At 73.1% G+C, this 20220-nt stretch carries 21 protein-coding genes; 9 read left to right on the top strand and 12 right to left on the bottom strand.

The window, feature by feature from the left end; translation table 11 throughout:
* Position 1: 1 nt before the first annotated feature.
* The 4 genes from ACVUH9_RS11910 (at position 2) to ddaH (ending at position 3267) form a co-directional block, all read left to right on the top strand.
* Positions 2 to 598 carry a flavin reductase family protein gene (locus ACVUH9_RS11910; protein WP_475757139.1) on the top strand — a complete coding sequence of 199 codons (597 nt, stop codon included), beginning with the start codon at positions 2 to 4 and terminating at the stop codon, positions 596 to 598.
* Positions 599 to 651: 53 nt separating this feature from the next.
* Positions 652 to 1392, top strand: coding sequence for a type I methionyl aminopeptidase (gene map, locus ACVUH9_RS11905; protein ID WP_475757137.1), 741 nt, complete (start codon positions 652 to 654; stop codon positions 1390 to 1392).
* Between the two features lie 157 nt (positions 1393 to 1549).
* A complete protein-coding gene (locus ACVUH9_RS11900; RefSeq protein WP_475757135.1) occupies positions 1550 to 2431 on the top strand; it encodes a S49 family peptidase in 882 nt (293 codons plus the stop codon).
* A 53-nt stretch (positions 2432 to 2484) separates the two neighbouring features.
* Complete coding sequence (gene ddaH / locus ACVUH9_RS11895) at positions 2485 to 3267, top strand: dimethylargininase (protein ID WP_475757133.1); 783 nt, start codon at positions 2485 to 2487, stop codon at positions 3265 to 3267.
* Positions 3268 to 3421: 154 nt separating this feature from the next.
* Here the strand turns inward: ddaH and bcp are convergent, their stop codons facing one another.
* Complete coding sequence (gene bcp / locus ACVUH9_RS11890) at positions 3422 to 3898, bottom strand: thioredoxin-dependent thiol peroxidase (RefSeq protein WP_475757131.1); 477 nt, start codon at positions 3896 to 3898, stop codon at positions 3422 to 3424.
* A gap of 282 nt (positions 3899 to 4180) precedes the next feature.
* Here bcp and ACVUH9_RS11885 point away from each other — a divergent pair, with 282 nt between their 5' ends.
* On the top strand, positions 4181 to 5194 hold the full coding sequence (locus tag ACVUH9_RS11885; RefSeq protein ID WP_475757129.1) for an NADP-dependent oxidoreductase: 1014 nt from the start codon (positions 4181 to 4183) through the stop codon (positions 5192 to 5194).
* 158 nt (positions 5195 to 5352) lie between these two features.
* A complete protein-coding gene (locus tag ACVUH9_RS11880; RefSeq protein WP_475757127.1) occupies positions 5353 to 6108 on the top strand; it encodes a sulfite exporter TauE/SafE family protein in 756 nt (251 codons plus the stop codon).
* A 98-nt stretch (positions 6109 to 6206) separates the two neighbouring features.
* Here the strand turns inward: ACVUH9_RS11880 and ACVUH9_RS11875 are convergent, their stop codons facing one another.
* The 4 genes from ACVUH9_RS11875 to ACVUH9_RS11860 form a co-directional block, all read right to left on the bottom strand.
* On the bottom strand, positions 6207 to 7970 hold the full coding sequence (locus tag ACVUH9_RS11875) for a GMC oxidoreductase (RefSeq protein ID WP_475757125.1): 1764 nt from the start codon (positions 7968 to 7970) through the stop codon (positions 6207 to 6209).
* 66 nt (positions 7971 to 8036) lie between these two features.
* On the bottom strand, positions 8037 to 8972 hold the full coding sequence (locus ACVUH9_RS11870; protein WP_475757124.1) for a DNA-formamidopyrimidine glycosylase family protein: 936 nt from the start codon (positions 8970 to 8972) through the stop codon (positions 8037 to 8039).
* 45 nt (positions 8973 to 9017) lie between these two features.
* Positions 9018 to 9476, bottom strand: a complete 459-nt coding sequence (locus ACVUH9_RS11865; RefSeq protein ID WP_475757122.1) for a SixA phosphatase family protein — start codon at positions 9474 to 9476, stop codon at positions 9018 to 9020.
* Positions 9473 to 9658, bottom strand: coding sequence for a hypothetical protein (locus ACVUH9_RS11860; protein WP_475757120.1), 186 nt, complete (start codon positions 9656 to 9658; stop codon positions 9473 to 9475). Before ACVUH9_RS11860 ends, ACVUH9_RS11865 begins: the two co-directional genes overlap by 4 nt.
* An 80-nt stretch (positions 9659 to 9738) precedes the next feature.
* Here ACVUH9_RS11860 and ACVUH9_RS11855 point away from each other — a divergent pair, with 80 nt between their 5' ends.
* Both ACVUH9_RS11855 and ACVUH9_RS11850 read left to right on the top strand, forming a co-directional pair.
* Positions 9739 to 10827: a phosphotransferase family protein gene (locus tag ACVUH9_RS11855; RefSeq protein ID WP_475757118.1), complete on the top strand. Its 1089-nt coding sequence runs from the start codon at positions 9739 to 9741 to the stop codon at positions 10825 to 10827.
* The gene (locus ACVUH9_RS11850; RefSeq protein ID WP_475757116.1) at positions 10824 to 11453 is read left to right on the top strand and encodes an HAD-IA family hydrolase; all 630 of its coding nucleotides are present in this window, start codon (positions 10824 to 10826) and stop codon (positions 11451 to 11453) included. The genes ACVUH9_RS11855 and ACVUH9_RS11850 overlap by 4 nt, the downstream gene beginning before the upstream one ends.
* Before the next feature lie 116 nt (positions 11454 to 11569).
* On the opposite strand, the gene ACVUH9_RS11845 is transcribed toward ACVUH9_RS11850, so the two are convergent.
* Genes ACVUH9_RS11845 through ACVUH9_RS11830 form a run of 4 tightly spaced genes read right to left on the bottom strand, consistent with a single transcriptional unit; the run spans position 11570 to position 15564 of the window.
* Positions 11570 to 12352 (bottom strand): SDR family NAD(P)-dependent oxidoreductase, encoded by a 783-nt coding sequence (locus ACVUH9_RS11845; protein WP_475757114.1) that lies wholly within the window; start codon positions 12350 to 12352, stop codon positions 11570 to 11572.
* Positions 12353 to 12384: 32 nt separating this feature from the next.
* Complete coding sequence (locus tag ACVUH9_RS11840; protein ID WP_475757112.1) at positions 12385 to 13713, bottom strand: ArgE/DapE family deacylase; 1329 nt, start codon at positions 13711 to 13713, stop codon at positions 12385 to 12387.
* Between the two features lie 37 nt (positions 13714 to 13750).
* The gene (locus ACVUH9_RS11835) at positions 13751 to 15286 is read right to left on the bottom strand and encodes a sodium:solute symporter family protein (RefSeq protein WP_475757111.1); all 1536 of its coding nucleotides are present in this window, start codon (positions 15284 to 15286) and stop codon (positions 13751 to 13753) included.
* On the bottom strand, positions 15286 to 15564 hold the full coding sequence (locus ACVUH9_RS11830; RefSeq protein ID WP_475757109.1) for a hypothetical protein: 279 nt from the start codon (positions 15562 to 15564) through the stop codon (positions 15286 to 15288). The genes ACVUH9_RS11835 and ACVUH9_RS11830 overlap by 1 nt, the downstream gene beginning before the upstream one ends.
* Positions 15565 to 15725: 161 nt before the next feature.
* On the opposite strand from ACVUH9_RS11830, the gene ACVUH9_RS11825 reads away from it, so the two are divergent.
* Positions 15726 to 16760: a helix-turn-helix transcriptional regulator gene (locus tag ACVUH9_RS11825; protein WP_475757107.1), complete on the top strand. Its 1035-nt coding sequence runs from the start codon at positions 15726 to 15728 to the stop codon at positions 16758 to 16760.
* A gap of 6 nt (positions 16761 to 16766) precedes the next feature.
* Here the strand turns inward: ACVUH9_RS11825 and ACVUH9_RS11820 are convergent, their stop codons facing one another.
* The 3 genes from ACVUH9_RS11820 to ACVUH9_RS11810 all read right to left on the bottom strand — a co-directional run bounded on the left by ACVUH9_RS11820 (position 16767) and on the right by ACVUH9_RS11810 (position 20197).
* Positions 16767 to 18350, bottom strand: a complete 1584-nt coding sequence (locus ACVUH9_RS11820) for an aldehyde dehydrogenase family protein (protein ID WP_475757105.1) — start codon at positions 18348 to 18350, stop codon at positions 16767 to 16769.
* 182 nt (positions 18351 to 18532) lie between these two features.
* Positions 18533 to 18991 (bottom strand): peptidylprolyl isomerase, encoded by a 459-nt coding sequence (locus tag ACVUH9_RS11815; RefSeq protein WP_475757103.1) that lies wholly within the window; start codon positions 18989 to 18991, stop codon positions 18533 to 18535.
* Positions 18992 to 19126: 135 nt separating this feature from the next.
* A complete protein-coding gene (locus ACVUH9_RS11810; protein WP_475757102.1) occupies positions 19127 to 20197 on the bottom strand; it encodes a hypothetical protein in 1071 nt (356 codons plus the stop codon).
* Between the last annotated feature and the right edge of the window lie 23 nt (positions 20198 to 20220).

The following is a 20220-nucleotide window of genomic DNA, read 5'->3' as shown; positions in this document are numbered from 1 at the left end:
GGTGCGCCGCGACTTCGACCCCGCCGAGATCGACCCCGGTCGCTTCTACCGCCTGCTGACCGCGGTGGTCGTGCCGCGGCCGATCGCGTGGGTCTCGTCCGTCTCCGCCGACGGGGTCGACAACCTCGCGCCGCACTCGTTCTTCACCGTCGCCTGCGTCGATCCGCCGATCGTGCAGTTCACCTCTGTCGGCCGCAAGGACTCGTTGCGCAACGTCGAGGCGACCCGCGAGTTCGTCGTCCACCTGGCGCCGGAGCCGCTGTTCGAGCAGGTCAACGCGACCGGGACGCGCTACCCGGCGGCGATCAGCGAGTTCGACGCGGTCGGGCTCGAGCGCGAGCCGAGCCTGCGGGTCCGGCCGCCGCGGGTCGCCGCGGCTCCCGTCGCGCTCGAGTGCGTGCTCCACGCGACCACCTGCTTCGGCAACTCGACGGTCGTCTTCGGCCGGGTCGTCCACGCCGCGGTCGCCGACGACGTGATCGCCGACGACGGCCTGCCCGCGATCGACCGGCTGGCCCCGCTCTCCCGACTCGGCCGCGACCAGTGGGGCACCGCCGGCCAGATCCGGGAGATCGCCCGAATCCCCTACGAGGGCTGATCCGGGGGACGCCGCGACCCGGAGGACCTGCCGCTGGGCCTACGCTTGTCGGCATGATCGTGGAGTCACCCGAGGATCTCGCCGGCATGCAGCGCGTCGGCAAGCTGGTCGCGACGACCATCGCCGCCATGCGCGAGGCGGTCCGGCCCGGGGTGACCACCGCGGAGCTCGACCTGATCGCCGCCCGGGTCTTCCATCAGCACGGCGCGAGCTCGGGGCCGATGGAGACCTACGGCTTCCCCGGCTCGACCTGCATCTCGGTCAACGCCGACATCGTCCACGGGATCCCCGGCGGACGCAAGCTGCGCGAGGGCGACCTCGTGACCCTCGACGTGACCCCGGAGCTGGACGGGTTCCTCGCCGACGCCGCCGTCACGGTCCCGGTCGGTGCGATCAGCGACGAGGCGCAGCGACTGCTCGAGATCGCCGACACCTGCCTGCGCGAGGCGCTCGCGGTCGCGGTCGCCGGGGCCGAGCTGCGCACGATCGGCGCGACCACCGAGCGGATCGCGCGCGGCCTCGGGGCGACGCCGTTCGCCGAGCTCGCCGGGCACGGGATCGGCCGCGAGCTGCACGAGGATCCGACCGTCCCCAACGTCGACATGCCGGAGCTGACCGAGACCCTGCCCAGCGGCCTGGTGATCGCGATCGAGCCGATGCTGACCCTGGGCAGTGGCCAGCTGGTGACCCTCGACGACGAGTGGACCATCACCACCGCCGACGGCGCGCTCTCGGCCCACGTCGAGCACACCGTCGTGATCCAGGACGGCGCCCCGCTGATCCTGACCGCCTGAGCGGCCAGGGCCGGCTTCGAGGCCCAGCGGCGGCAGCAGCGGCGGCCCCCGACGGCGAGCTGCCCGGGGCCGCCGGCGGCGCCCCGGATGGCCGCGGCGATCGGCCCGCGGGGCGCGGCCGGCGGATGCCGCACCAGGCCGGACTACGATCCCGAGCATGAACGTCGCCGACATCACCGGTCGCCTCCCGCTCCCGGAGTCCGTGCGGCAGCGACTGCCGCTGCCCACCGAGCAGGTGGCGGTCGTGCGCCTGGAGGGCGTGATCACCCCGGCCGGGGCCGGGGGCCCGAGCCGCCGTTCGGGGATCACGCTCGAGGGGCTCGAGTCGGCGCTGACCAAGGCGTTCGGGCTGCCCGGTCTGAAGGCGGTCGCGCTCTCGATCAGCTCGCCCGGCGGCGCCCCCACCCAGTCGGCGTTGGTCGGCGACCGGATCCGCGGCCTGGCCGCCGAGCACGAGGTGCCGGTGATCGCCTTCTGCGAGGACATCGCGGCCTCGGGCGGGTACTGGCTGGCCTGCGCCGCCGACGAGATCATCGCCCACCCGACCTCGCTCGTCGGCTCGATCGGCGTCGTCAGCGGCGGCTTCGGCCTGCACGAGGCGATCGGCCGCTACGGGATCGAGCGCCGGCTCCACACCGCGGGCGAGAACAAGGCCCGCCTGGACCCGTTCCTGCCCGAGCAGCCGGAGGACGTCAGCTGGCTCCAGGGCGAGCTCGAGGAGCTGCACCGGCTGTTCACCGGCTGGGTCCAGGAGCGCCGCGGCGACCGCCTGACCGGCGACGAGAAGACGCTCTTCAGCGGTGACGTCTGGACCGGGGCCCGCGCGAAGGAGCTGGGCCTGATCGACGGCCTCGGCAGCCTCCGCGGCGTGATCGAGGCGCGCTACCCCGACGCCAAGATCACCCCGGTCGCGGCGCACCGCTCGCTCGTACGGCTCGCGCTCGGGATGAGCACCGCGGTGAGTAGCCGAGAGCAGCCGCTGCCGGCGATGCTGCGGTCGCTCGAGGAGCGCGCCACCTGGGCCCGCTTCGGGCTCTGATCGGCCCATCACCGGGCCGACAGACGGACCGGCGATCCGGGAAGATCGTCCCGATGAACGCGATCCGACGGGCGCTGGTCCGGCGCCCCTCCCCCCGACTCGCCGACGGACTGCTGACCCACATCGACCGTCAGCCGGTCGACGTCCCGCTGGCCCTGCGGCAGTGGGACGGCTACGTCGCCGCGCTCGCCGACGCCGGCTGGGAGGTCGTCGAGGTGCCAGCCGCCCCGGAGCAGCCCGACTCGCACTTCGTCGAGGACACGGTCGTGATGCACGGCGACCTCGCGGTCCTGGCGCGACCCGGGGCCGAGGATCGGCTCGGCGAGCAGGCGGCAACCGCCGAGACCCTCCGCGAGCTCGGCTACCGGACGGCGGCGATCGAGGCTCCGGGCACGCTCGAGGGCGGCGACGTGCTGCAGGTCGGACGCACGGTCTACGTCGGCCGCGGGACCCGGACCAACGCGGAAGGCGTCCGCCAGCTGCGGGCACTGCTGGCCCCCCGCGGGGCGAACGTCGTCGCGGTCCCGTGCCCGCTCGCGCTGCACCTGAAGTCGGCGCTGACCGCGCTGCCCGACGGCACGATCGTCGGCCACTCCCCCGTCGTCGGCGACCCCTCGTTCTTCCCGCACTACCGCGCGGTCCCCGACGCGCTCGGCTCGCAGATCGTCGACCTCGGCGAGGGCCGGATCCTGATGTCCGCGTCCGCCCCCGAGTGCGCGGCGATCTACGCCGACCTCGGCTACGAGGTCGTGACCGTCGACGTCAGCGAGTTCGAGAAGCTCGAGGGCTGCGTGACCTGCCTGTCGGTCCGGCTGCGCACGGCGCCCGGGGCCTGAGCGCGGAGGACCGCCGGTCCGGGTCGGCGTCGGCGGTCCGGGGTCCGGGTCGGCGGTCTGCGCACGAGGACCGTCGGTCGGCGTCTGCGATCGGGGGCGGGGCCAGCGGCCGCCGGCAGGCGTCGGGGGGCCGGCCGAACCGCCGACGCAGCGGCTACTCGGCCTGCAGCCGGTCCAGCGCCGCGAGGACCTTCGCGTCGTGCTCCGCCGGCTTGACCTTCGGGAAGACCTCGCGGACGACGCCCTCCGGGTCGATCACCAGCGTCGAGCGGGAGGCGCCCCAGTACTTCTTGCCGTACATCGACTTCTCGACCCAGGTCCCGTAGGTCTCGCAGACGGCGTGGTCCTCGTCCGCGAGCAGGGTGAAGGTCAGGCCCTCCTTCTCGTGGAACTTCTGGACCTTGGCGACCGGGTCCGGCGAGAGGCCGAGCACGCGGACCCCACGCTGCTCGTACTCGCTGCGGTTGTCGCGGATCGAGCAGGCCTGCGTGGTGCATCCCGGCGTCGAGGCCTTGGGATAGAAGTAGAGGACGACCCACTGGCCGCGCAGCGCCGAGAGCGTGACGGTCGAGCCGTCGTCGGCGGGGAGGGTGAAGTCGGGCGCGGGCTGGCCGATCTCGGGAAGGGGCACTGGTGCTCCGGGGGTCGGGGGACGGAACCGCCATCGTCCCAGACCACGCGGCGGGCCCAGCGGCGCGGCGGTGCTCGTCCGCTTCGCGATGCGTTGTCCACCGCAGGGGTGGCACATCGACAGCGCTCCAGTCCGCCCGGCCGCGCGACCACTTCGCGATGGGTTGTCCACCGTGGAGGTGGCAAACACATCGCGAAGCTCCCCGCCGGCCTGTGTCCTCCCAAGCCGCAGGCAGACCGCCGCACCACCCGCCCCACCCCACCGGCGAGCTACCGTCGGGGGATGCCCGCCACGCCGCAGATGCGCGCCATCGTCGCCCCGACCCCGGGCGAGCCCGACGTCCTCGAGCTGCGCGAGGTCCCGCGGCCGTCGCCCAGCGCGGGCGAGGTCCTGATCCGGGTCGCCGCCGCCGGGGTCAACCCCGTCGACGCCAAGACCCGCCGCGGCAACGGCGCCGCCCGCTTCCTGACCGAGACGCGCGACACCGCCACCGTCCCCCAGGCCCCCGATCCCCGGGACACCCCCGCCGGCTTCCCCTGGATCCCGGGCTGGGACCTGGCCGGGACCGTCGAGGCGGTCGGCTTCGGCGTCGCCCGCTTCGCGGTCGGCGACCGCGTCTTCGGCACCGTCGGCTTCCCCCGTCCCGCCGGGGCCTACGCCGAGTACGCGGTGGCCCACGTCAGCCAGCTCAGTCGCTCGCCGCGGTCGCTGAGCGACGTCGACACCGCCGCGTTGGCGATGGGCGGCCTGACCGCCTGGCAGGCGATGGTCGATGCCGGAGGGCTGGAGACCAACCAGCGGGTGCTGATCACCGCCGCCGCCGGCGGGGTCGGCCACCTGGCGGTCCAGATCGCTGCCGACCTCGGCGCCCACGTGATCGCCGTCGGCTCGCCGGCCAACCTCAGCTTCCTCCGCGGACTCGGAGCGTTGGAGACGGTCGACCGGACCGTCGACGGCTGGACGAGCGGGATCGAGCCGGTCGACTTCGTGCTCGACGGGATCGGCGGTGCCGCCCGCGGCCCGCTCTTCCCGCTGGTGCGTCCCGGCGGCACGATCGTGTCGCTGCCGTCGGCCTCGGCGACCGACGACGCCCCGGACGGGATCCGCTCGCCCTCGGTCTTCGTCGCTCCCGACGGCCTCGAGCTGCAGCTGCTGACCGGATCGGTCGAGCGCGGGACCCTCCGCCCGCACGTCTCGACCGTGCTGCCGCTGGAGCAGGCGGCCCGCGCCCACGAGCTGATCGAGTCGGGCACGACCCGCGGCAAGATCGTGCTGACGGTCGGCGATCAGGACTGAGGGTCCGGCTCCGCCCTCGCCTCGACCTCGCCCGCGCACCGACCCGGCCGCCTCCCCCGACCGCGTGCCCACCCGGCCGCCTCCCCCCGACCTTGCCTGACCCCGGACCGGCTGCACGCATAGCGCACCAACTACCGCCATGCGTACAATCGGCCGCGATGTCGGCGATCGAGCTCCTGGCGGTCGTCGCGGCCGGCTTCGCCTGCGGCGGGATCAACGCGATCGCCGGCGGCGGCTCGCTGGTGCTCTTCCCGGTCCTGCTGGCGACCGGCCTGCCGCCGCTGACCGCGAACGTGACCAACACCGTCGCCGCCTGGCCCGGAACCGTCGGTGGGGTCGTGGGCTTCGCCCCGGTCCTGCGCGGCCACTGGCGTCGCCTGCTGCCGATGATGCTCTCGGGGACGCTCGGCTCGGTGGTCGGCTGCGCGCTGCTCCTGCTCACGCCGGCGGCGGCCTTCGACGTCGTCGTTCCGGCGCTCGTGCTCGTCGCCAGCCTGATGCTCGCCGTCCAGCCGCGGGTCGCCCGCCGACTCGGGCACGTCACCAACGTCAGCGCCGGCCCCGTCGGCCCGGCGGCGGTCGTCGCGATCGGGTTCGCCGGGATCTACGGCGGCTACTTCGGCGGGGCGATGGGCGTCGTCCTGATGGCCGTGCTCGCCTTCACCGTCCGCGACGGGCTGCACCGGCTGAACGCCTTCAAGGGCGTGCTCTCGTTCGTCGACTGCTCGGTCGGCTTCGTCGTGTTCGCGCTCTTCGGGCCGGTCTCGTGGGTCGCCGTCGCCGCGGCGGCCCCGCCCGCGCTCGTCGGCGGCTACCTCGGCGCACGGGTCGCCCAGCGGATCGACGAGCGACTGCTGCGGGCGTCGGTCGTGATCCTCGGCGTCGCCGTCGCCGCCTGGCTCGCCGTCCGCTGACGGCCTGGTTCGGCGGCCCGTCAGGGTCCCCGGTGGTCGATCGCGACCCACCACCGGTCCCTGGCCCGCCTCACCTCAGGCCGGCATCGCGCCTCACCTCAGGCCGGCATCGCCTGCTCCTCGACCGCGCCCCGCGACGTGGTGCTCTCGGGCATCGGCTCCGGCTCGCCACTGGCGGTCCTGCCGGCAATCGGCACGCTGCCGACCGGGACCACGGCGGTCGTCCCCTGCTTGGCCGGGATCGCCGCCATCGCCCGCTCGGTCATCGCGGTGATCGTCAGCGACGGGTTGACGCCGACGTTGGCCGGGATCGCCGCGCCGTCGCAGACGAGCAGGTTCTCGTAGCCGAAGACGTGGTGGTCGCGGTCGAGCACGCCGTGGGCCGGATCGGCCCCGATCGGCACCCCGCCGAGGATGTGCGCCGTCGCCGGGACGTTGAACAGCGCCTCGGTCGTCGACGAGCCCGGCACGCCGTCGGTCTTGCGGGCCAGCCACTCGGTGAAGGCGTTGGCGGCGGGGATGAACGTCGGGTTGGGGTGCTCCGGATCCTGCTCGGTGTTGAGCTTGACCCGCCCGTCGCGGCGGCGCTTGGCCACGAGCCGCATCGAGTTGTCGAGGGTCTGCATCACCAGCACCACGATCAACCGCTCGGAGCCGTTGCGGCTGAAGAGGATCTCCAGCAGCCAGCGCGGATGACGGATGACCTGGGCGAGCCACTTCAGCGGCCGCGTCAGGCGTGTGCCGTTGCCGGTCAGGACCGTGAAGAGGCCGCGGATCGCCCCACCGCCGGCGCCGTAGGTGACCGTCTCGATGTGGGTGTGCGCATCGGGGTAGATCGACGAGGTGATCGCGACCCGCTTGCTGATCGCCTCCGCCCGGCCCGGCGGGACCATCACGCCGAGGATCGCCTCGCTGTTGGTCCGGACCAGGTAGCCGAGCTGGTCGGAGACCTTCGGCAGGTCGCCCTGGAGCTTGCAGCGGGCGAGCAGCTCGTTCGAGCCGAGCGCGCCGCCGGCGATCACGACGCCACGGGCGCGGATCAGCTTGCGGTCGCGACGCCAGCGGGCGCCCGTCCGCTCGTGGGCGATCTCCCAGCCGTCGGCGCCGTCGGTCCCGTTGAGCGGCCGCAGCGAGACGACCTCGCGCCCGGCCTCGATCTGGGCCCCGTGCCGCTTGGCGAAGTGGAGGTAGTTCTTGGTCGTGCTGTTCTTCGAGCCCTGCGGGCACCCGAGCATGCAGCGGCCGATGCTGGAGCAGCCGACGCGGGTCGGCCCCTCGCCACCGAAGTAGGGATCGGCGACCTCCTCGCCGGGGGTGCCGAGGAACGCCCCGACCCGCGCCTTGCGGTAGGTGTGGCCGACGCCGATCTCGTCGCCGTACTCCTTCAGCAGCTGGTCGGCCGGGTCGTCGGCGACGACGTCGGTCACCCCGAGCATCCGCTGCGCCGTCTCGTAGTGCGGGCCCAGCTCACGGCGCCAGTCGGCGAGGTCGCGCCACTGCGGGTCCTCGAAGAAGGCCTTCGGCGGGACGTAGAGCGTCATCGCGTAGACGAGGCTGCCACCGCCGACGCCGGCCCCGCTCATGACGAAGACGTCCTTGAACGGGGTCAGCTTGAAGAGCCCGCGGAGGCCGAAGCGGGGCGCGTAGAAGTAGCGCCGGAGGTCCCAGCTGCTCTTCGGCATGTCCTCGTCGCGGTCGAAGTGCTCGCCGCGCTCGAGCACGAGCACGCGGTGCCCCTTCTCGCTTAGTCGCAGCGCGCTGACGCTGCCGCCGAATCCCGACCCGACGACCACCCAGTCGCTGTCGAACCGCTCGCTGCCCGTCGCTCCCATGCCCGCTCCCTGGTTCCCGCTGCCGATCATGACGCCTGCGTCACCTTAGCGCCCGCGGCGACCGCGCGGGGCGTTCTTCGACAAGCTGTCGAACGGCTAGTCGATCAGGAGCCGCGACATCCGTCGGTCCTTGTAGGGCTTGCCACCGGTCTGGCAGACCGGGCAGTAGGCCATCTCGTCGTCCTCGTAGTGGACGGCGAGGATCGGGGTGCCGCAGCGCGGGCACGGCTCGCCGACGTGGCGGTGGACCCGCAGCGGCAGCGGCAGCTTGTCGGGCAACGGAAGCGCCAGCGGCGGGCGCGACTTGCCGTTGGGCCCCGTGCCGCCCTCGAGGTAGAGGTCGAGGGCGCCGCCGAGGACATCGCCGATCGCCTGCCGGAGTCGCGCGCGCTCCTCGTCGTCGAGGTCGCCACAGCGACGCAGCGGCGCGATCTTCGCCTCCCAGAGGATCTCGTCGGCCCAGCTGCGACCGATCCCGGCGATCACCCGCTGATCGCGGAGCGCCCCGCGCAGGGTCCGCCGCGGCGGCAGGATCTCCAGGTCGGGCGGATCCGGCCAGGCCTCCGGGCCGAGCGTGAGCAGCGTCTCGTCGGCGGCGAGGTCGTCGGCGCGGAGCAGCCGCGCCCAGGCCGCCTGCTTGGTCCCGAACTCGCGCAACCGCAGCTCGCGCTCCGGGGCGGGCGGGCCCGACTCCTGGTCGGCGCCGCCGTTCAACCGCACGACCAGGCGGGTCCGGCGGTCCTTCATGCTCGCGCGGTCGTTCCAGAGCTGGAGCCGCCCAGCGCTCATCAGGTGCAGCAGCAGCGTCGCCTCTGCCCCGTCGTCGCCGAGGCCTCCGCCCGCGAAGCGGACCTGGAGCAGCTTGCCGCGACGCCCGAGGCCGGTGCAGGTCGCCCCCGCGAGCGCGTCGAGGGGCGGCGAGAAGGTCTGCATCGTCGCCAGGCCCGGGGACCGCGCGCTGTCGACGGTCGCGCCGCGCAGCGCCCCGTCGAGCAGGCGGACGGTCGCCTCGATCTCCGGCAGCTCGGGCATGCGGGGAGTCTGCCAGGCGCCGCGCGGCTTGCGGCAGGAGTCCGGTCAGGCGCCGATCCGGGCCAGCTCGCGGGGGCCGATCAGCGCCCGCAGCTCACCACGCGAGCCGTCGACGGCGATCACCGCGAGCCCGCCCTTGCGCATCCGGATCCGAGCGCCGGTCAGATCGTGGACGACCTGCGAGAGATCCGGCTCGTGGCCCACGATCAGCACCCGCGAACCCAACCGGGCCGCGAGCAGAGCCTCCTCCTGGTCGAGGCCGATGATCGCGCGGTGCTCGAGCGGCTCGCCCGCGAAGGCCGCCGAGGCCAGCATCGCCGTCCGCCAGGCACGGACCTTCGGCGAGGCCAGGACGACGTCGGGCTCGAGGCCGAGCGCGACGAGGGCCCGCCCCGCCGCCGTCGCCTGCCGCTCGCCCTTCTCGACCAGCTCGCGCGAGTGGTCGTCCCGGTGGGGCGCGTGGTCCACGGCGGTGCCGTGGCGCAGCAGCAGCAGCTCGTTCATGCCGCCCACGCGTTGCGCCAGCGACGAGCGCGGGCCAGAGGGTCGATCCGGGGGCCGCGGACCGCGGAGAACAGCCGCGCGACGACCGCCAGCCAGAGCGACCACGCGAGGCCGGCGAGACCGGCGGTCGCGACGGCGGCGACCGTCCAGCGACTGCGACGGACGGGGGAGGAACCGCTCATGACCCCAGTCTAGGGACCGCGTTCGGCATCCCCGCGAGAACCGCCCGAACGGACCCGGTACCGACCAGTACCATCCCGTCATGGCTGACCGCAGCATCGTCGACACGCCCGAGCAGGCCGCCGCCCAGGAGCGCCCGCCGCTGCTCGTGCGCCGGACGCTGGAGGCCGTGCTCGACGCCGCCGGGATCGGCAGCGGCCCGCTGACCGCCGACCCGATCGGCGACGGCCACAGCAACATCACCTACCTCGTCCGCCGCGAGGGTGCCCAGGTGGTGCTGCGGCGCCCGCCGCGCCCGCCGCTGCCGCCGAGCGCCCACGACGTCGTCCGCGAGGCCCGGCTGCTGCAGGCGCTCGAGGGCCGCGGCGTCCGGATCCCCCGGGTCCTCCTGATCCACGAGGACGAGACCACCCTCGGCGTCCCCTTCTACGTGATGGAGCAGGTCGAGGGCGACGTCGTCGGGACCAGCCTGCCCGCGCGCTTCGACGCCCCCGAGGCCCGCGCGGCCCTGATCGACGAGCTGATCGACGGCCTCGTCGAGCTGCACGCCGTCGACTGGCGCCGCGCCGGCCTGGAGTGGTTCGGGAAGGGCGACAACCGCTACCTCGAGCGCCAGCTGCGGCGGTTCGGCGGGCTCTGGGATCTCAGCAAGACGCGGCCCGTGCCCGAGATCGAGGAGGCGGCCGCCTGGCTCGCCGCCCACCGCCCGGAGCAGCGCGAGTCGACCCTCGTCCACGGCGACTACCGGCTCGGCAACGTGATGTTCGCCGCCGCACCGGTCGGCGAGCGCCCCCGGCTCGAGGCGATCTTCGACTGGGAGCTGTCGACGATCGGCGATCCGCTCGCCGACGTCGGCTACCTGACCGCGACCTACGCGGATCCGGGCGGCGCGTCCGGCCCGCTCGCGGCGCTGTCGGCGGTGACCGCGCAGCCGGGCTTCCCGACCCAGGCCGAGATCATCGACCGCTACGCGACCCGCTCGGGCCGGGCCGTCGACGACATCCGCTGGTACCAGGTGCTGTCGAGCTGGAAGGCCGGCGTCTTCCTCGAGGGCTCGTACAAGCGCTACCGCGAGGGCTCGGCGGACGACCCGTTCTTCGCGACCCTCGACGAGGGCGTGCCCGCGATGGGCCGCCACGCGCTGGCGCTCGCCCACGGGGAGCCGCGATGAGTCCGGCTCCGCTGCACGGCCTGCTGATCGACTACGGCGGCGTGCTGACCAGCAACGTCTTCGCGGCCTTCGGCGCGTTCGCCACCGACGAGGGCCTGGCGGAGTCCGCCGTCGCCGACCTCTTCCGCCACGACCGGGCCGCCCGCCAACTGCTCAAGGACCTCGAGAGCGGCACGATCGACGACCGCGGCTTCGCGACCCCGTTCGCGACGATGCTCGGGCTCGACGCCGGCCGCGCGGACGGCCTCGTCACCCGCCTGTTCTCGGCGCTGCGCCCGGACGAGGCGATGGTCCACGCGGTCTATGCGGCCCGCGACGCCGGGATCCGGACCGGCCTGATCTCGAACTCGTGGGGCGAGGGCCTGCGCTACGACGAACGGCTGCTGAACGACGCCTTCGACATCGTGGTCCTCAGCCACGAGGTCCGGATCCGCAAGCCCGCGCCGGAGATCTTCCGGATCGCGCTCGACCGGATCGGGCTCGAGCCCACGGCGTGCGTGTTCGTCGACGACCTGCCGTTCAACCTCGAGCCGGCCGCCGAGCTGGGCCTGACCACGATCCTCCACACGAGCGCGAAGGAGACCGTGCCGCAGCTCGAGCGCCTGCTCGGCGTCAAGCTGCGGTGAGCGCCGGCCACCCGCCCCGCGATCGGCCGCCGGAAGCGGTTTCGACAGCCGATCGCGGGGCCGGTGGCCGGGCTCCGGCGGAGCGACCGGCCAGGCCCACCCCGCCGGTGGGGGAGCTACGCCCCGGCCAGCTCGACCGGCGTGCCGATCGTCCAGCCGCCGTCGACCAGCAGGTTGAGCCCGCAGACGTGCTCGCTGAGCGACGAGGAGAGGAACAGGACCGCGTCGGCGATCTGCTGCGGCGTCGCCCAGCGCCCGCGCGGCGTCTGGGCGGCGAGCGCGGCCTTCGTCTCCGCGTCGTAGATCGCCGTCATCTCCGTCTCGACGAAGCCCGGAGCGACCGCGTTGACGTTGATCCCGTGCGGGGCGTAGTCGAGCGCCAGCTGCCGCGTGAGGTTGACGATCGCGCCCTTCGACGCGCAGTAGGCGGCGAAGCCGGGGTTGCCGCGGAAGCCGCTGATCGAGGACATGTTCACCACCCGGCCCCCGCGCCCCTGGTCGAGCATCGCCGCGATCGCCGCCCGCGTGCAGAAGAAGGTCCCGTCGAGGTTGACCGACAGCTGCCGCCGCCAGGCCTCGTCGTCGGTCTCCACGATCGTGCCCTCGACCAGGACCCCGGCGTTGTTGACGAGCACGTCGATCCCGCCCATCGTCGCGACCGCGGCGTCGATCAGGCTCGTCGCCGAGCCGCTGTCGGCCACGTCGCAGCGGACGAACGCCGCCCGCCGGCCGAGCTCCTCGACCGCGGCGACCGTGGTCGCCCCGCCCTCGCGCGGGTCCTCGCGGAGGTCGCCGACGACGATGTCGGCCCCCGCCCGCGCCAGCGTCAGCGCGATCGCCCGGCCGATCCCGGAGGAGCCTCCGGTCACCACGGCCACCTTGTCGTCCAGACCCAGCATCTCGTTCTCCGTTCGGTTCGTCTCGGGCGGGCTCACGCCGTCCCGCACCAGTCCATCGCCAGCAGCGCGTAGGCCCGCGTCGCGCAGAGCACCTCGTCGATCAGGACGTACTCGTCGTCGGCGTGGGCCACGCGCAGATCGCCCGGGCCGTAGCTGATCGCCGGCGTCCCGCCCGCGGTCAGGAAGCTGGCGTCCTCGACCGCGGCGAACCCGGCGACCGTCGCCGGGCCCTCCAGCCGGGTCCCGACGGCGGCCCGCTCGTGGGCGGCGCAGGTCGCCGCGGTGATCGCCTCGGCCTCGGGCACGTTCGCCGGCCAGTGCAGCTTCCACTCGACCCGCGGCGCGTGCTCCCGCAGCCACGGATCGAGCGAGGCCGCGCGGGCGATCTGCCGCTCGATCTCGCCGCGGACCTGCTCCGGATCGTCGTCCGGCGAGTACCAGACGCAGTACTCGATCGTGGTCGTGTCGGCGAGGAAGAACGGGACCATCACGCCCGGCGTCCCGCCCTGGATCACGCCGGGGTGGATCGTGAAGTGCCCGGGCGGGAACAGCGGATGCTGCTTCGTCTGCCCCCACTCGTCCTCGAGCTGCCGCAGCGCGTCGAAGATCAGGACCGCCTTGTCGATCGCGTTGACGCCGACCGCGCTGCCGGCGCCGCCGGCCCGGATCGTGGTCCCGCGCATCGACGAGTGCGACGACTTGCCGTCGAGGGTGACCGCGAACCACAGCAGCCCGGGCGAGACCGGGATCACCGCCAGCGGGGCCGGCGGTGCGCTCGGCTCGGAGACGACCGCGGCGTCGGCCCGGTAGCCGCGCCGGACCGCCGCGGTCACGCCGCACTCGTGGTCCATCGCCTCCTCGCCGACGACCGCCTGCAGGATCAGGTCGCCGCGGAGCGCGACCCCGGCCTCGGCCAGCGCCCGGGCGGCGAACGCCTGGGCCAGCACGCCGGCCTTCATGTCGGTCGCACCGCGGCCCCAGATCCGGTCGTGGTCGATCCGTCCGGAGAACGGGTCCCCGCTCCGCCAGTTGCCGGCGTCGCCCGGCGGCACCACGTCGACGTGGCCGTTGAAGATCAGCGAGCGCCCGCCGCCGCGGCCCCGGACGGTGCCGACGGCGTTCTCGCGACCGGGCTCGATCGCGAACAGGTCGACCTCCGCCCCGAGCCCGGCGTAGACCTCGGCGACCAGCCGCGAGACCTCGCCCTCGCCGCCGACCACGTCGTCGTAGACCTGGCCGGGGTACTTCGGGTTGATGCTCGGGATCCGGACAGCCCGCGAGATCGTGTCGAGCAGCTCGTCGCGGAGGGCGTCGATCCGCCCCAGGACCGCGCTGGTCCGGTCGTCGGTGGTGGTGCTCATCTGCCTGGTCCTCTCTTCGGGGTTCCCGCGAGCCCGCTCAGGCGCCCGCGGCGGGGATCGGGACGGTGGTCGGGACGGGCGCGGACGCGGGAGCGACCTCGCCGTCGCCGTCGAACAGCTCGTCGATCCGGCGGCGCTCGGCGGCGCTGGTCGGCACCAGGTAGGCGCAGGCCACGTAGACGGCGAGGTTGGCGGCGAGCGCGACGAGTCCGCTGGGGAAGCCGTCGAGCCAGGGGATCGCGCCGCCGGCCTCGGCGTAGGGGATCGTCAGGCCGACCGCGACGGCGAAGCCGACCGTCAGTCCGGCGAACGCCCCGGTCGCGTTGCCCCGCCGCCAGAAGAGACCGCAGAACATCGGCACCGCGATCTGGATGATCCCCTGGTAGGCGACCTGGGCGAGGCTGACGAGGTGGGCGTAGTCGAAGGTCAGGTAGGCCGCGACCGACGCCAGCAGCAGGACCACGACCATCGAGGCCTTCGCGACGATGATCCGCTGGCGGTCGCCGAGCGGCCGGTACTGGGCGACGATGTCGTTGGCGATCTGGGTGCCGACGACCTGGATGCACCCGTCGATCCAGCCCATGCTGGCGGCGAACACGACCACCACGCCGACCGCCAGCAGCCAGGTCCCGCCGGCCTGCTGGGTGAGCGTGAACCAGCCTGCCTGCGGGTCGCTGGCGATCTCGGGGACCTGGGTCGCGGCGAGCGCGACCAGCGACAGCAGGGCGAAGAAGCCGCCGGCGATCGGCATCGTCATGACGGTGCCGCGCTTGACCTCGCGGACGCTGCTGGCGGTGTAGATCCGCTGGTAGCTCGTCGGCCAGCAGAGGCTGCCGACGGCGCCGGTCACGATCAGCCCGAAGAAGTAGAGCCCGCCGACCTCGCTGGAGAAGCCGGGCAGGGCGACGTTCGCCTCCGGCAGCCGGCCGATCTCGCCGAAGCCGTCGAAGAAGAACAGCAGCAGGCCGATGCAGACGATCGCGGCGCCGACGTAGGCGACGATCCCCTGGACCAGGTCGGTGATGACCAGGCCGCGCATCCCCATCTGGACGGTCCAGATCTGGCGGATCGCGATGATGCTGACCCCGATCACGAGCGCGGCGGTGATCGAGAGGTTGCCGAGCGACGCCCAGCGGAAGATCGTGCCCATCGCCTGCATCCCGAGCACGATCCAGGGGAACAGCGTGACCACGCCGATCACGCTGGCGAGGACCTTGACCCGGCTGCTGCCGAAGCGCAGGCCGAGCATGTCGGGCTGGGTCCGGAGGTCGAAGCGCTTGCCCCAGCGCCACGCGCGGCTGGCCATGAAGTACATCGCGGAGACGCCGAGCAGGGTGTACAGCAGCGCGTAGAGCCCGATCGCACCGCTTGCCGCGGTCAGGCCGAAGAAGGCGATGAAGGTCGTTCCGGGCCACCACGAGTTGGTGTAGGACATCGCGATGTAGATCGCGCTGAACGAGCGCCCGCCGACCGCGTAGTCGGTGAACGACGAGTCGCTCTTGCGGTAGGTCGCGTAGAGCACGACCACGATCAGCGCGAAGAACGCGCCGAGCATGCCGAAGGTGATCAGCATCAGTCCAGCTCCCCGCGGCGCTTCTCGAACAGGTACAGGCCGACGATCACCGCGGTCACCAGCAGCGCGTCGAACAGCAGGTAGGCGATCGAGAACGGCAGCCCGAGGACCGCCCCGTCGACCCGTCCCGCCCAGATGTACAGCGGCGGGAAGACCGCCAGCGCGGCGGCGACCACGTAGAGCCCGCCGAACAGCCAGAGCTTCGGCGTCGGTCCTGCTCGGCCTACACGTGATCGCCCATCGCGATCGACTTCCGGACGTGCGTCGGTTCGTTCCACGGTCCCTCTCCTCCAGGTCGGCCGCCGTCCCTGCGGCAGCGCTGCGGGCACTCTGCCCGGGAGGCCCGGCGATCACCATCGGTCGATCTGCCGATCTTCTGCTCGGCAGCACGTCGGCCGGATACGCTCGCCCGACAGCGATCCGGGGAGGGAGAGCGCGGATGGACCTTTCAGCACGGGAATTCGGGGCCGTGGTCGCGATCGGCGATCTCTGTGGGGCGGCGCGCCCGTCGGCGGCGCTGGCCGACGACGTGCTCGATCAGCTCACCACGGTGCTGCCCTACGACGCCGCGGCGTTCTCGATCTTCGACCCGGTCGCCCGGCGCCACCTCACGCTGACCAACCGCGCCTATCCGGCCCGCGTGCTCGGCCACCTCGAGCACGACTACCAGCACTCGCAGGCGTACCGCCGGATCTACGCCCGCCGCTGGCCGGACCGGATCAACGACACCCCGTTCGACTTCCGCGAGACCGAGGCGTTCGTGCACTTCCTCGGCGCCTCGGGCTTCGACGAGGGGATGACCACCTGCCTGTTCGCGCGCGACGGCCGCTACGTCGGGATGCTCAACGTCAGCGCCTGCGGGACCGCCGCGATCAGCGACACCGCGCGGCAGATCGTCGGCTCGATGCTGGCGACCTTCTCCCGGGTCGTCGACATCGCCCGCGCTCCCGCCTGGCTACCGGTGCTGCTGGAGTCGTGCACCGCCGCGATCGGCGTCCTCCGCGACGGCTCGACCATCGACCTGCCCGGATGCGATCCCGGGGCGGTGCTGCCCGGCGAGCGGCGGCTGCACCGGCTGGCGGCGAGCTACGACCCGGGCGCCGGGACCGCGCCGCCGCGGTTCCTCTGGCGGGTGCCGGCCGGCTGGCGGCGGATCCAGCTGATGCGGGTGGGAACGCTCGCCGGCGGCCCGCTCGACGTCTCGGTCGTCGCCGAGGAGGCCCTCGACCGGCTCCCGCACGGCCTGACCGCGCGCGAGATCGACGTCCTGACGCTGGTCGCCGCGGGCGCCAGCAACCGTGAGATCGCCGACCGGCTGGTGGTCACGGCGCGGACCGTCGCGACCCACGTCGAGCACCTGCTGGCCAAGCTCGAGCACACCAGCCGGGCCGGGCTGACCGCGACCGCGCTGCACGAGGGGCTGCTCCACCCCTCGCTGCGCGAGGTCGCGCTCGCTCCGGCCGATGACCGCTGAGGCCGCTCAGTCGCGCTTGCCGCGCCCGTAGACGAACTTCGTCAGCCGGTTGATCAGCTTGAACGAGCGCCCGTTGTAGGGGTAGATCTGCGGCTCCTTGTGGAGGTGGAAGCGCGAGGTCAGGATCGTCTGCTGACCGCAGTACTTGCGGATCCCGGCCGCCCCGTGACGGGCACCGAGGCCGGAGTCCTTCCAGCCGCCCATCGGCGCCTCGAGCGCCGTGTAGCCGACCAGCGCGTCGTTGATGTGGACGCTGCCGGCCTGGATCCGGCGGGCCATCTGCTCGCCCTTGGCGATGTCACGGGTGAAGATCGAGGCCATCAGCCCGTAGGGGCTGTCGTTGGCCATCCGGATCGCCTCCTCGGTGTCGGCGACCTTCATGATCGGGAGCGTCGGACCGAAGGTCTCCTCGGTCATGCACTCCATCGAGTGGTCGACGCCCGTCAGCACGGTCGGCGGGTACCACCAGCCCTTGCGGGCCGGGTCCGGGTTGCCGCCGACCACGATCTGGGCGCCCTTCTTGCGGGCGTCCTCGACGTGCTCGGAGACGGTCTCGACCTGGCTGGCGATCGTCAGCGCGCCGACGTCGGTGGTGCCAGGACCGGTCGGGCGGAGGTTGCGCAGCTCGCCGGCCTTCTTGGTGACCTTGGCCACGAACTCGTCGTAGACCGGCGCTTCGACGTAGACGCGCTCGACCGAGATGCAGGTCTGGCCGCCGTTGAACATGCCGTAGTAGAGGGCGTGGTTGGCGGCCCGCTCGAGATCGGCGTCGGCGCAGACGATGAACGCGTCCTTGCCGCCGAGCTCCAGCGAGCAGGGGATCAGGCGCTCGCCGGCGCGGGCGCCGATCCGGCGGCCGACCGGGGTCGAGCCGGTGAACATGATCATGTCGACCTCGTCGACGATCGCCTCGCCGAGCACCGAGCCGCGGCCGGTGAGGACCTGGAGCACGCCGTCGGGCAGGCCGCACTCGCGCAGGCCGCGGGCCATCAGCAGCGACGTCAGCGGCGTCTTCTCGGCCGGCTTCAGCAGCACGCTGTTGCCCGCCATCAGCGCCGGGATGCAGTCGCCGAAGCCGTTGGTGAAGGGGTAGTTCCAGGGCGCGATCACGCCGACCAGCCCGAGCGGGGCGTAGCGGGTGACGACCTTCTTGCCCTTCAGCAGCGGGCTCGAGGTCTTGACCTTCTCGTCGGCGAGCAGCTTCTCGGCCTCGTCGGCCCAGAAGCCGAAGGCGGCGCTCGCGTAGAAGACCTCGGCGATCAGCGCGTCCTCCCACGCCTTGCCGGTCTCCGAGACGATCGTGCGGACGATCTCGTCGGTGTTCTCCGTGACCCACTTCTGGGCCCGGCGCATGACCCGGCCACGGCCCTCGAAGCCGAGCGCCTCCCATGCGGGCTGGACGGCGCGGCCACGCGCGGCGGCGGGACCGGCGGCATCGGCGCCGAGCTCGTCGACCCAGGCGATCGCCTCACCGGTCGCGGGATCGATCACGGGCTTCTGCCCGGCGTGCTCGGTGGCGGCGGGAGCGGCAGCGGCAGCCGCCTTCTTCGGGCCGTCGGCCTCGGTGGACGTCTGCTCCTGGGTGCTCATCCCGGCAGCGTACCGCGTCGGACCCACCCCGTCGAGGAAAAGATGACGTTCGCGTCATCTTCCCTCGCGGGTGGTTGACGGCATGTCAGCCATGCCGTCGCGCAGGCGCCCCGTCGGGAGCGTCCCGCGGCCGGCCCGTCGTCGCGCCGCCAACCGTTGGCGAGCGCGGACGGGCGGGCGAGCTACTCGCTGATCGTGACCGAGCGGATCTCGATCGGGGTGACCGGGCGATCCTGCGGGCCGGTCGGGGTGGTGCCGACGCGCTGGACGACGTCCTCCCCCTCCTTGACCTGCCCGAAGACGGTGTGCTTGCCGTCGAGCCAGGGGCAGGCGTCGGCGGTCACGATGAAGAACTGCGAGCCGTTGGTGTTCGGCCCCGCGTTCGCCATCGCCAGCGCGCCGCGCACGACGGGGTGGTCGTTGAACTCGTCTTCGAACGTGTATCCCGGACCACCGGTGCCGGTGCCCTGCGGGCACCCGCCCTGGATCATGAAGTCGGAGATCACGCGGTGAAAGATCAGTCCGTCGTAGAAGCCATCGCTGCTCAGCTTCTTGAAGTTCTCGACGGTCTTCGGCGCGTCGGCATCGAAGAGCTCGAAGACGATGTCGCCCTCGCTGGTGCTCAGGGTGGCGGTGCTCACGGCGCTCCTCCAGGGTTCGGTGTGGAAACCACGTCGACGACCCTAACGACCGGCCCGGTCGAGCGGGGTCCTCCCCGCCGTCGACCGGTCCCGCGGAGCGATCACCGCCGCGGGTTCCCGTCCGTCAGGCGTCGCTCAGCGCGTGGCCTTGAGCTCGTTGATCTGGGCTGCGGCCGGCGTGCCCGGAGCGGTGCCCACCCAGACCAGCACGTGCTTGTACTTGCGGCTGCGGCCACCGACCTCCTTGAGCGAGAGGGTCTTGCCCTTCTTCGCCCCGGTCAGCGTCGTCTCGGCGGCGAGCGTGTCCCAGCCGAGGTCGAGCGCGTCCGGCGGCAGCGTGCTCTTGGTCGTGCCGAGGACCTTGACCACGAGACCGTCGGTCGGCGTGAAGATCGTCAGCGACTTCAGCGCGGTCGCGTCGTCGAAGTCCAGGACGTACCCGAAGCCGCCGGTGGCGCCCTCGTTGAGCGTGACCTTCCACGCGCTCGAGGTGTCGCCGTCGATCGCGTTGCCCTCCTCGCCCCGGTCGGCCACGACGCCGTCGGGATCGTAGAGCGAGCCCTGGCCACCGGCGAACGTGACCGGGCCGGTGGTCGGCGGGGCCTTCTCGGTCGTGGTGGTCGTCGTCCCGGAGCCGCTGCCCGACCCGGAGCCGGAGCCCGAGCCCGAACCGCTGCCGGACCCGCTGCCGCTGCCCGAGCCGGAACCGGAGCCACCGGAACCCGAGCCCGTCCCCGTCGACGGCGGCGTGACCGGCGTCGTCGGGATGGTCGTCTTCGGCGTCTTCGAGGCCTTCGGCGGATCGATGCTCGGAGGCGGCGTCGTGTCGACGGCCGGCGGGATCGTCGTGTCGGCCGTCGGCGGGGGCACCGCCGCGGTCGGGTCGGCGGTCGCGGGCGTCGTCGGGGTGGTCGGCGTGACTGGCGGCGCGGTCGGCACCGCGGCGGTCGTCCGGGTGTCGCTCTGGAGCGCCGCGTAGGAGGCGGCAGCGGCGCCGCCCGCCAGCAGGACGGCGAGCGCGACGACCATGCCGGCGGCACGCAGGCCGGGCAGGCGCTGGTTCATCTCCGTCATGCGGACACCGCAGCTCAGGCACCACTCCTGGTCCGCCGAGCAGACCGTCCCGCAACGCTCGCAGGCACGAACCGTCGCGCCCGGCTCGCTCCCGGGCGTCTCCTGATGCTGCTGACCGTCAGGCGTCGTCACGTCTCCAATGCTACCGAGGGCAG

This window comes from Patulibacter ginsengiterrae, assembly GCF_056269115.1.
This window is presented reverse-complemented; position numbering and strand designations above follow the sequence as displayed.

Bases quoted from the DNA above. Each gene is read 5' to 3' on its own strand.
- ACVUH9_RS11850 (WP_475757116.1), top strand. From the start codon at position 10,824: ATGAGTCCGGCTCCGCTGCACGGCCTGCTGATCGACTACGGCGGCGTG.
- ACVUH9_RS11835 (WP_475757111.1), bottom strand. From the start codon at position 15,286: ATGCTGATCACCTTCGGCATGCTCGGCGCGTTCTTCGCGCTGATCGTG.
- ACVUH9_RS11880 (WP_475757127.1), top strand. From the start codon at position 5,353: ATGTCGGCGATCGAGCTCCTGGCGGTCGTCGCGGCCGGCTTCGCCTGC.
- ACVUH9_RS11875 (WP_475757125.1), bottom strand. From the start codon at position 7,970: ATGATCGGCAGCGGGAACCAGGGAGCGGGCATGGGAGCGACGGGCAGC.
- ACVUH9_RS11860 (WP_475757120.1), bottom strand. From the start codon at position 9,658: ATGAGCGGTTCCTCCCCCGTCCGTCGCAGTCGCTGGACGGTCGCCGCC.
- ACVUH9_RS11900 (WP_475757135.1), top strand. From the start codon at position 1,550: ATGAACGTCGCCGACATCACCGGTCGCCTCCCGCTCCCGGAGTCCGTG.
- ACVUH9_RS11820 (WP_475757105.1), bottom strand. From the start codon at position 18,350: ATGAGCACCCAGGAGCAGACGTCCACCGAGGCCGACGGCCCGAAGAAG.
- ACVUH9_RS11885 (WP_475757129.1), top strand. From the start codon at position 4,181: ATGCCCGCCACGCCGCAGATGCGCGCCATCGTCGCCCCGACCCCGGGC.
- ACVUH9_RS11845 (WP_475757114.1), bottom strand. From the start codon at position 12,352: ATGCTGGGTCTGGACGACAAGGTGGCCGTGGTGACCGGAGGCTCCTCC.
- ACVUH9_RS11840 (WP_475757112.1), bottom strand. From the start codon at position 13,713: ATGAGCACCACCACCGACGACCGGACCAGCGCGGTCCTGGGGCGGATC.
- ddaH (WP_475757133.1), top strand. From the start codon at position 2,485: ATGAACGCGATCCGACGGGCGCTGGTCCGGCGCCCCTCCCCCCGACTC.
- ACVUH9_RS11855 (WP_475757118.1), top strand. From the start codon at position 9,739: ATGGCTGACCGCAGCATCGTCGACACGCCCGAGCAGGCCGCCGCCCAG.
- ACVUH9_RS11870 (WP_475757124.1), bottom strand. From the start codon at position 8,972: ATGCCCGAGCTGCCGGAGATCGAGGCGACCGTCCGCCTGCTCGACGGG.
- ACVUH9_RS11825 (WP_475757107.1), top strand. From the start codon at position 15,726: ATGGACCTTTCAGCACGGGAATTCGGGGCCGTGGTCGCGATCGGCGAT.
- map (WP_475757137.1), top strand. From the start codon at position 652: ATGATCGTGGAGTCACCCGAGGATCTCGCCGGCATGCAGCGCGTCGGC.
- ACVUH9_RS11865 (WP_475757122.1), bottom strand. From the start codon at position 9,476: ATGAACGAGCTGCTGCTGCTGCGCCACGGCACCGCCGTGGACCACGCG.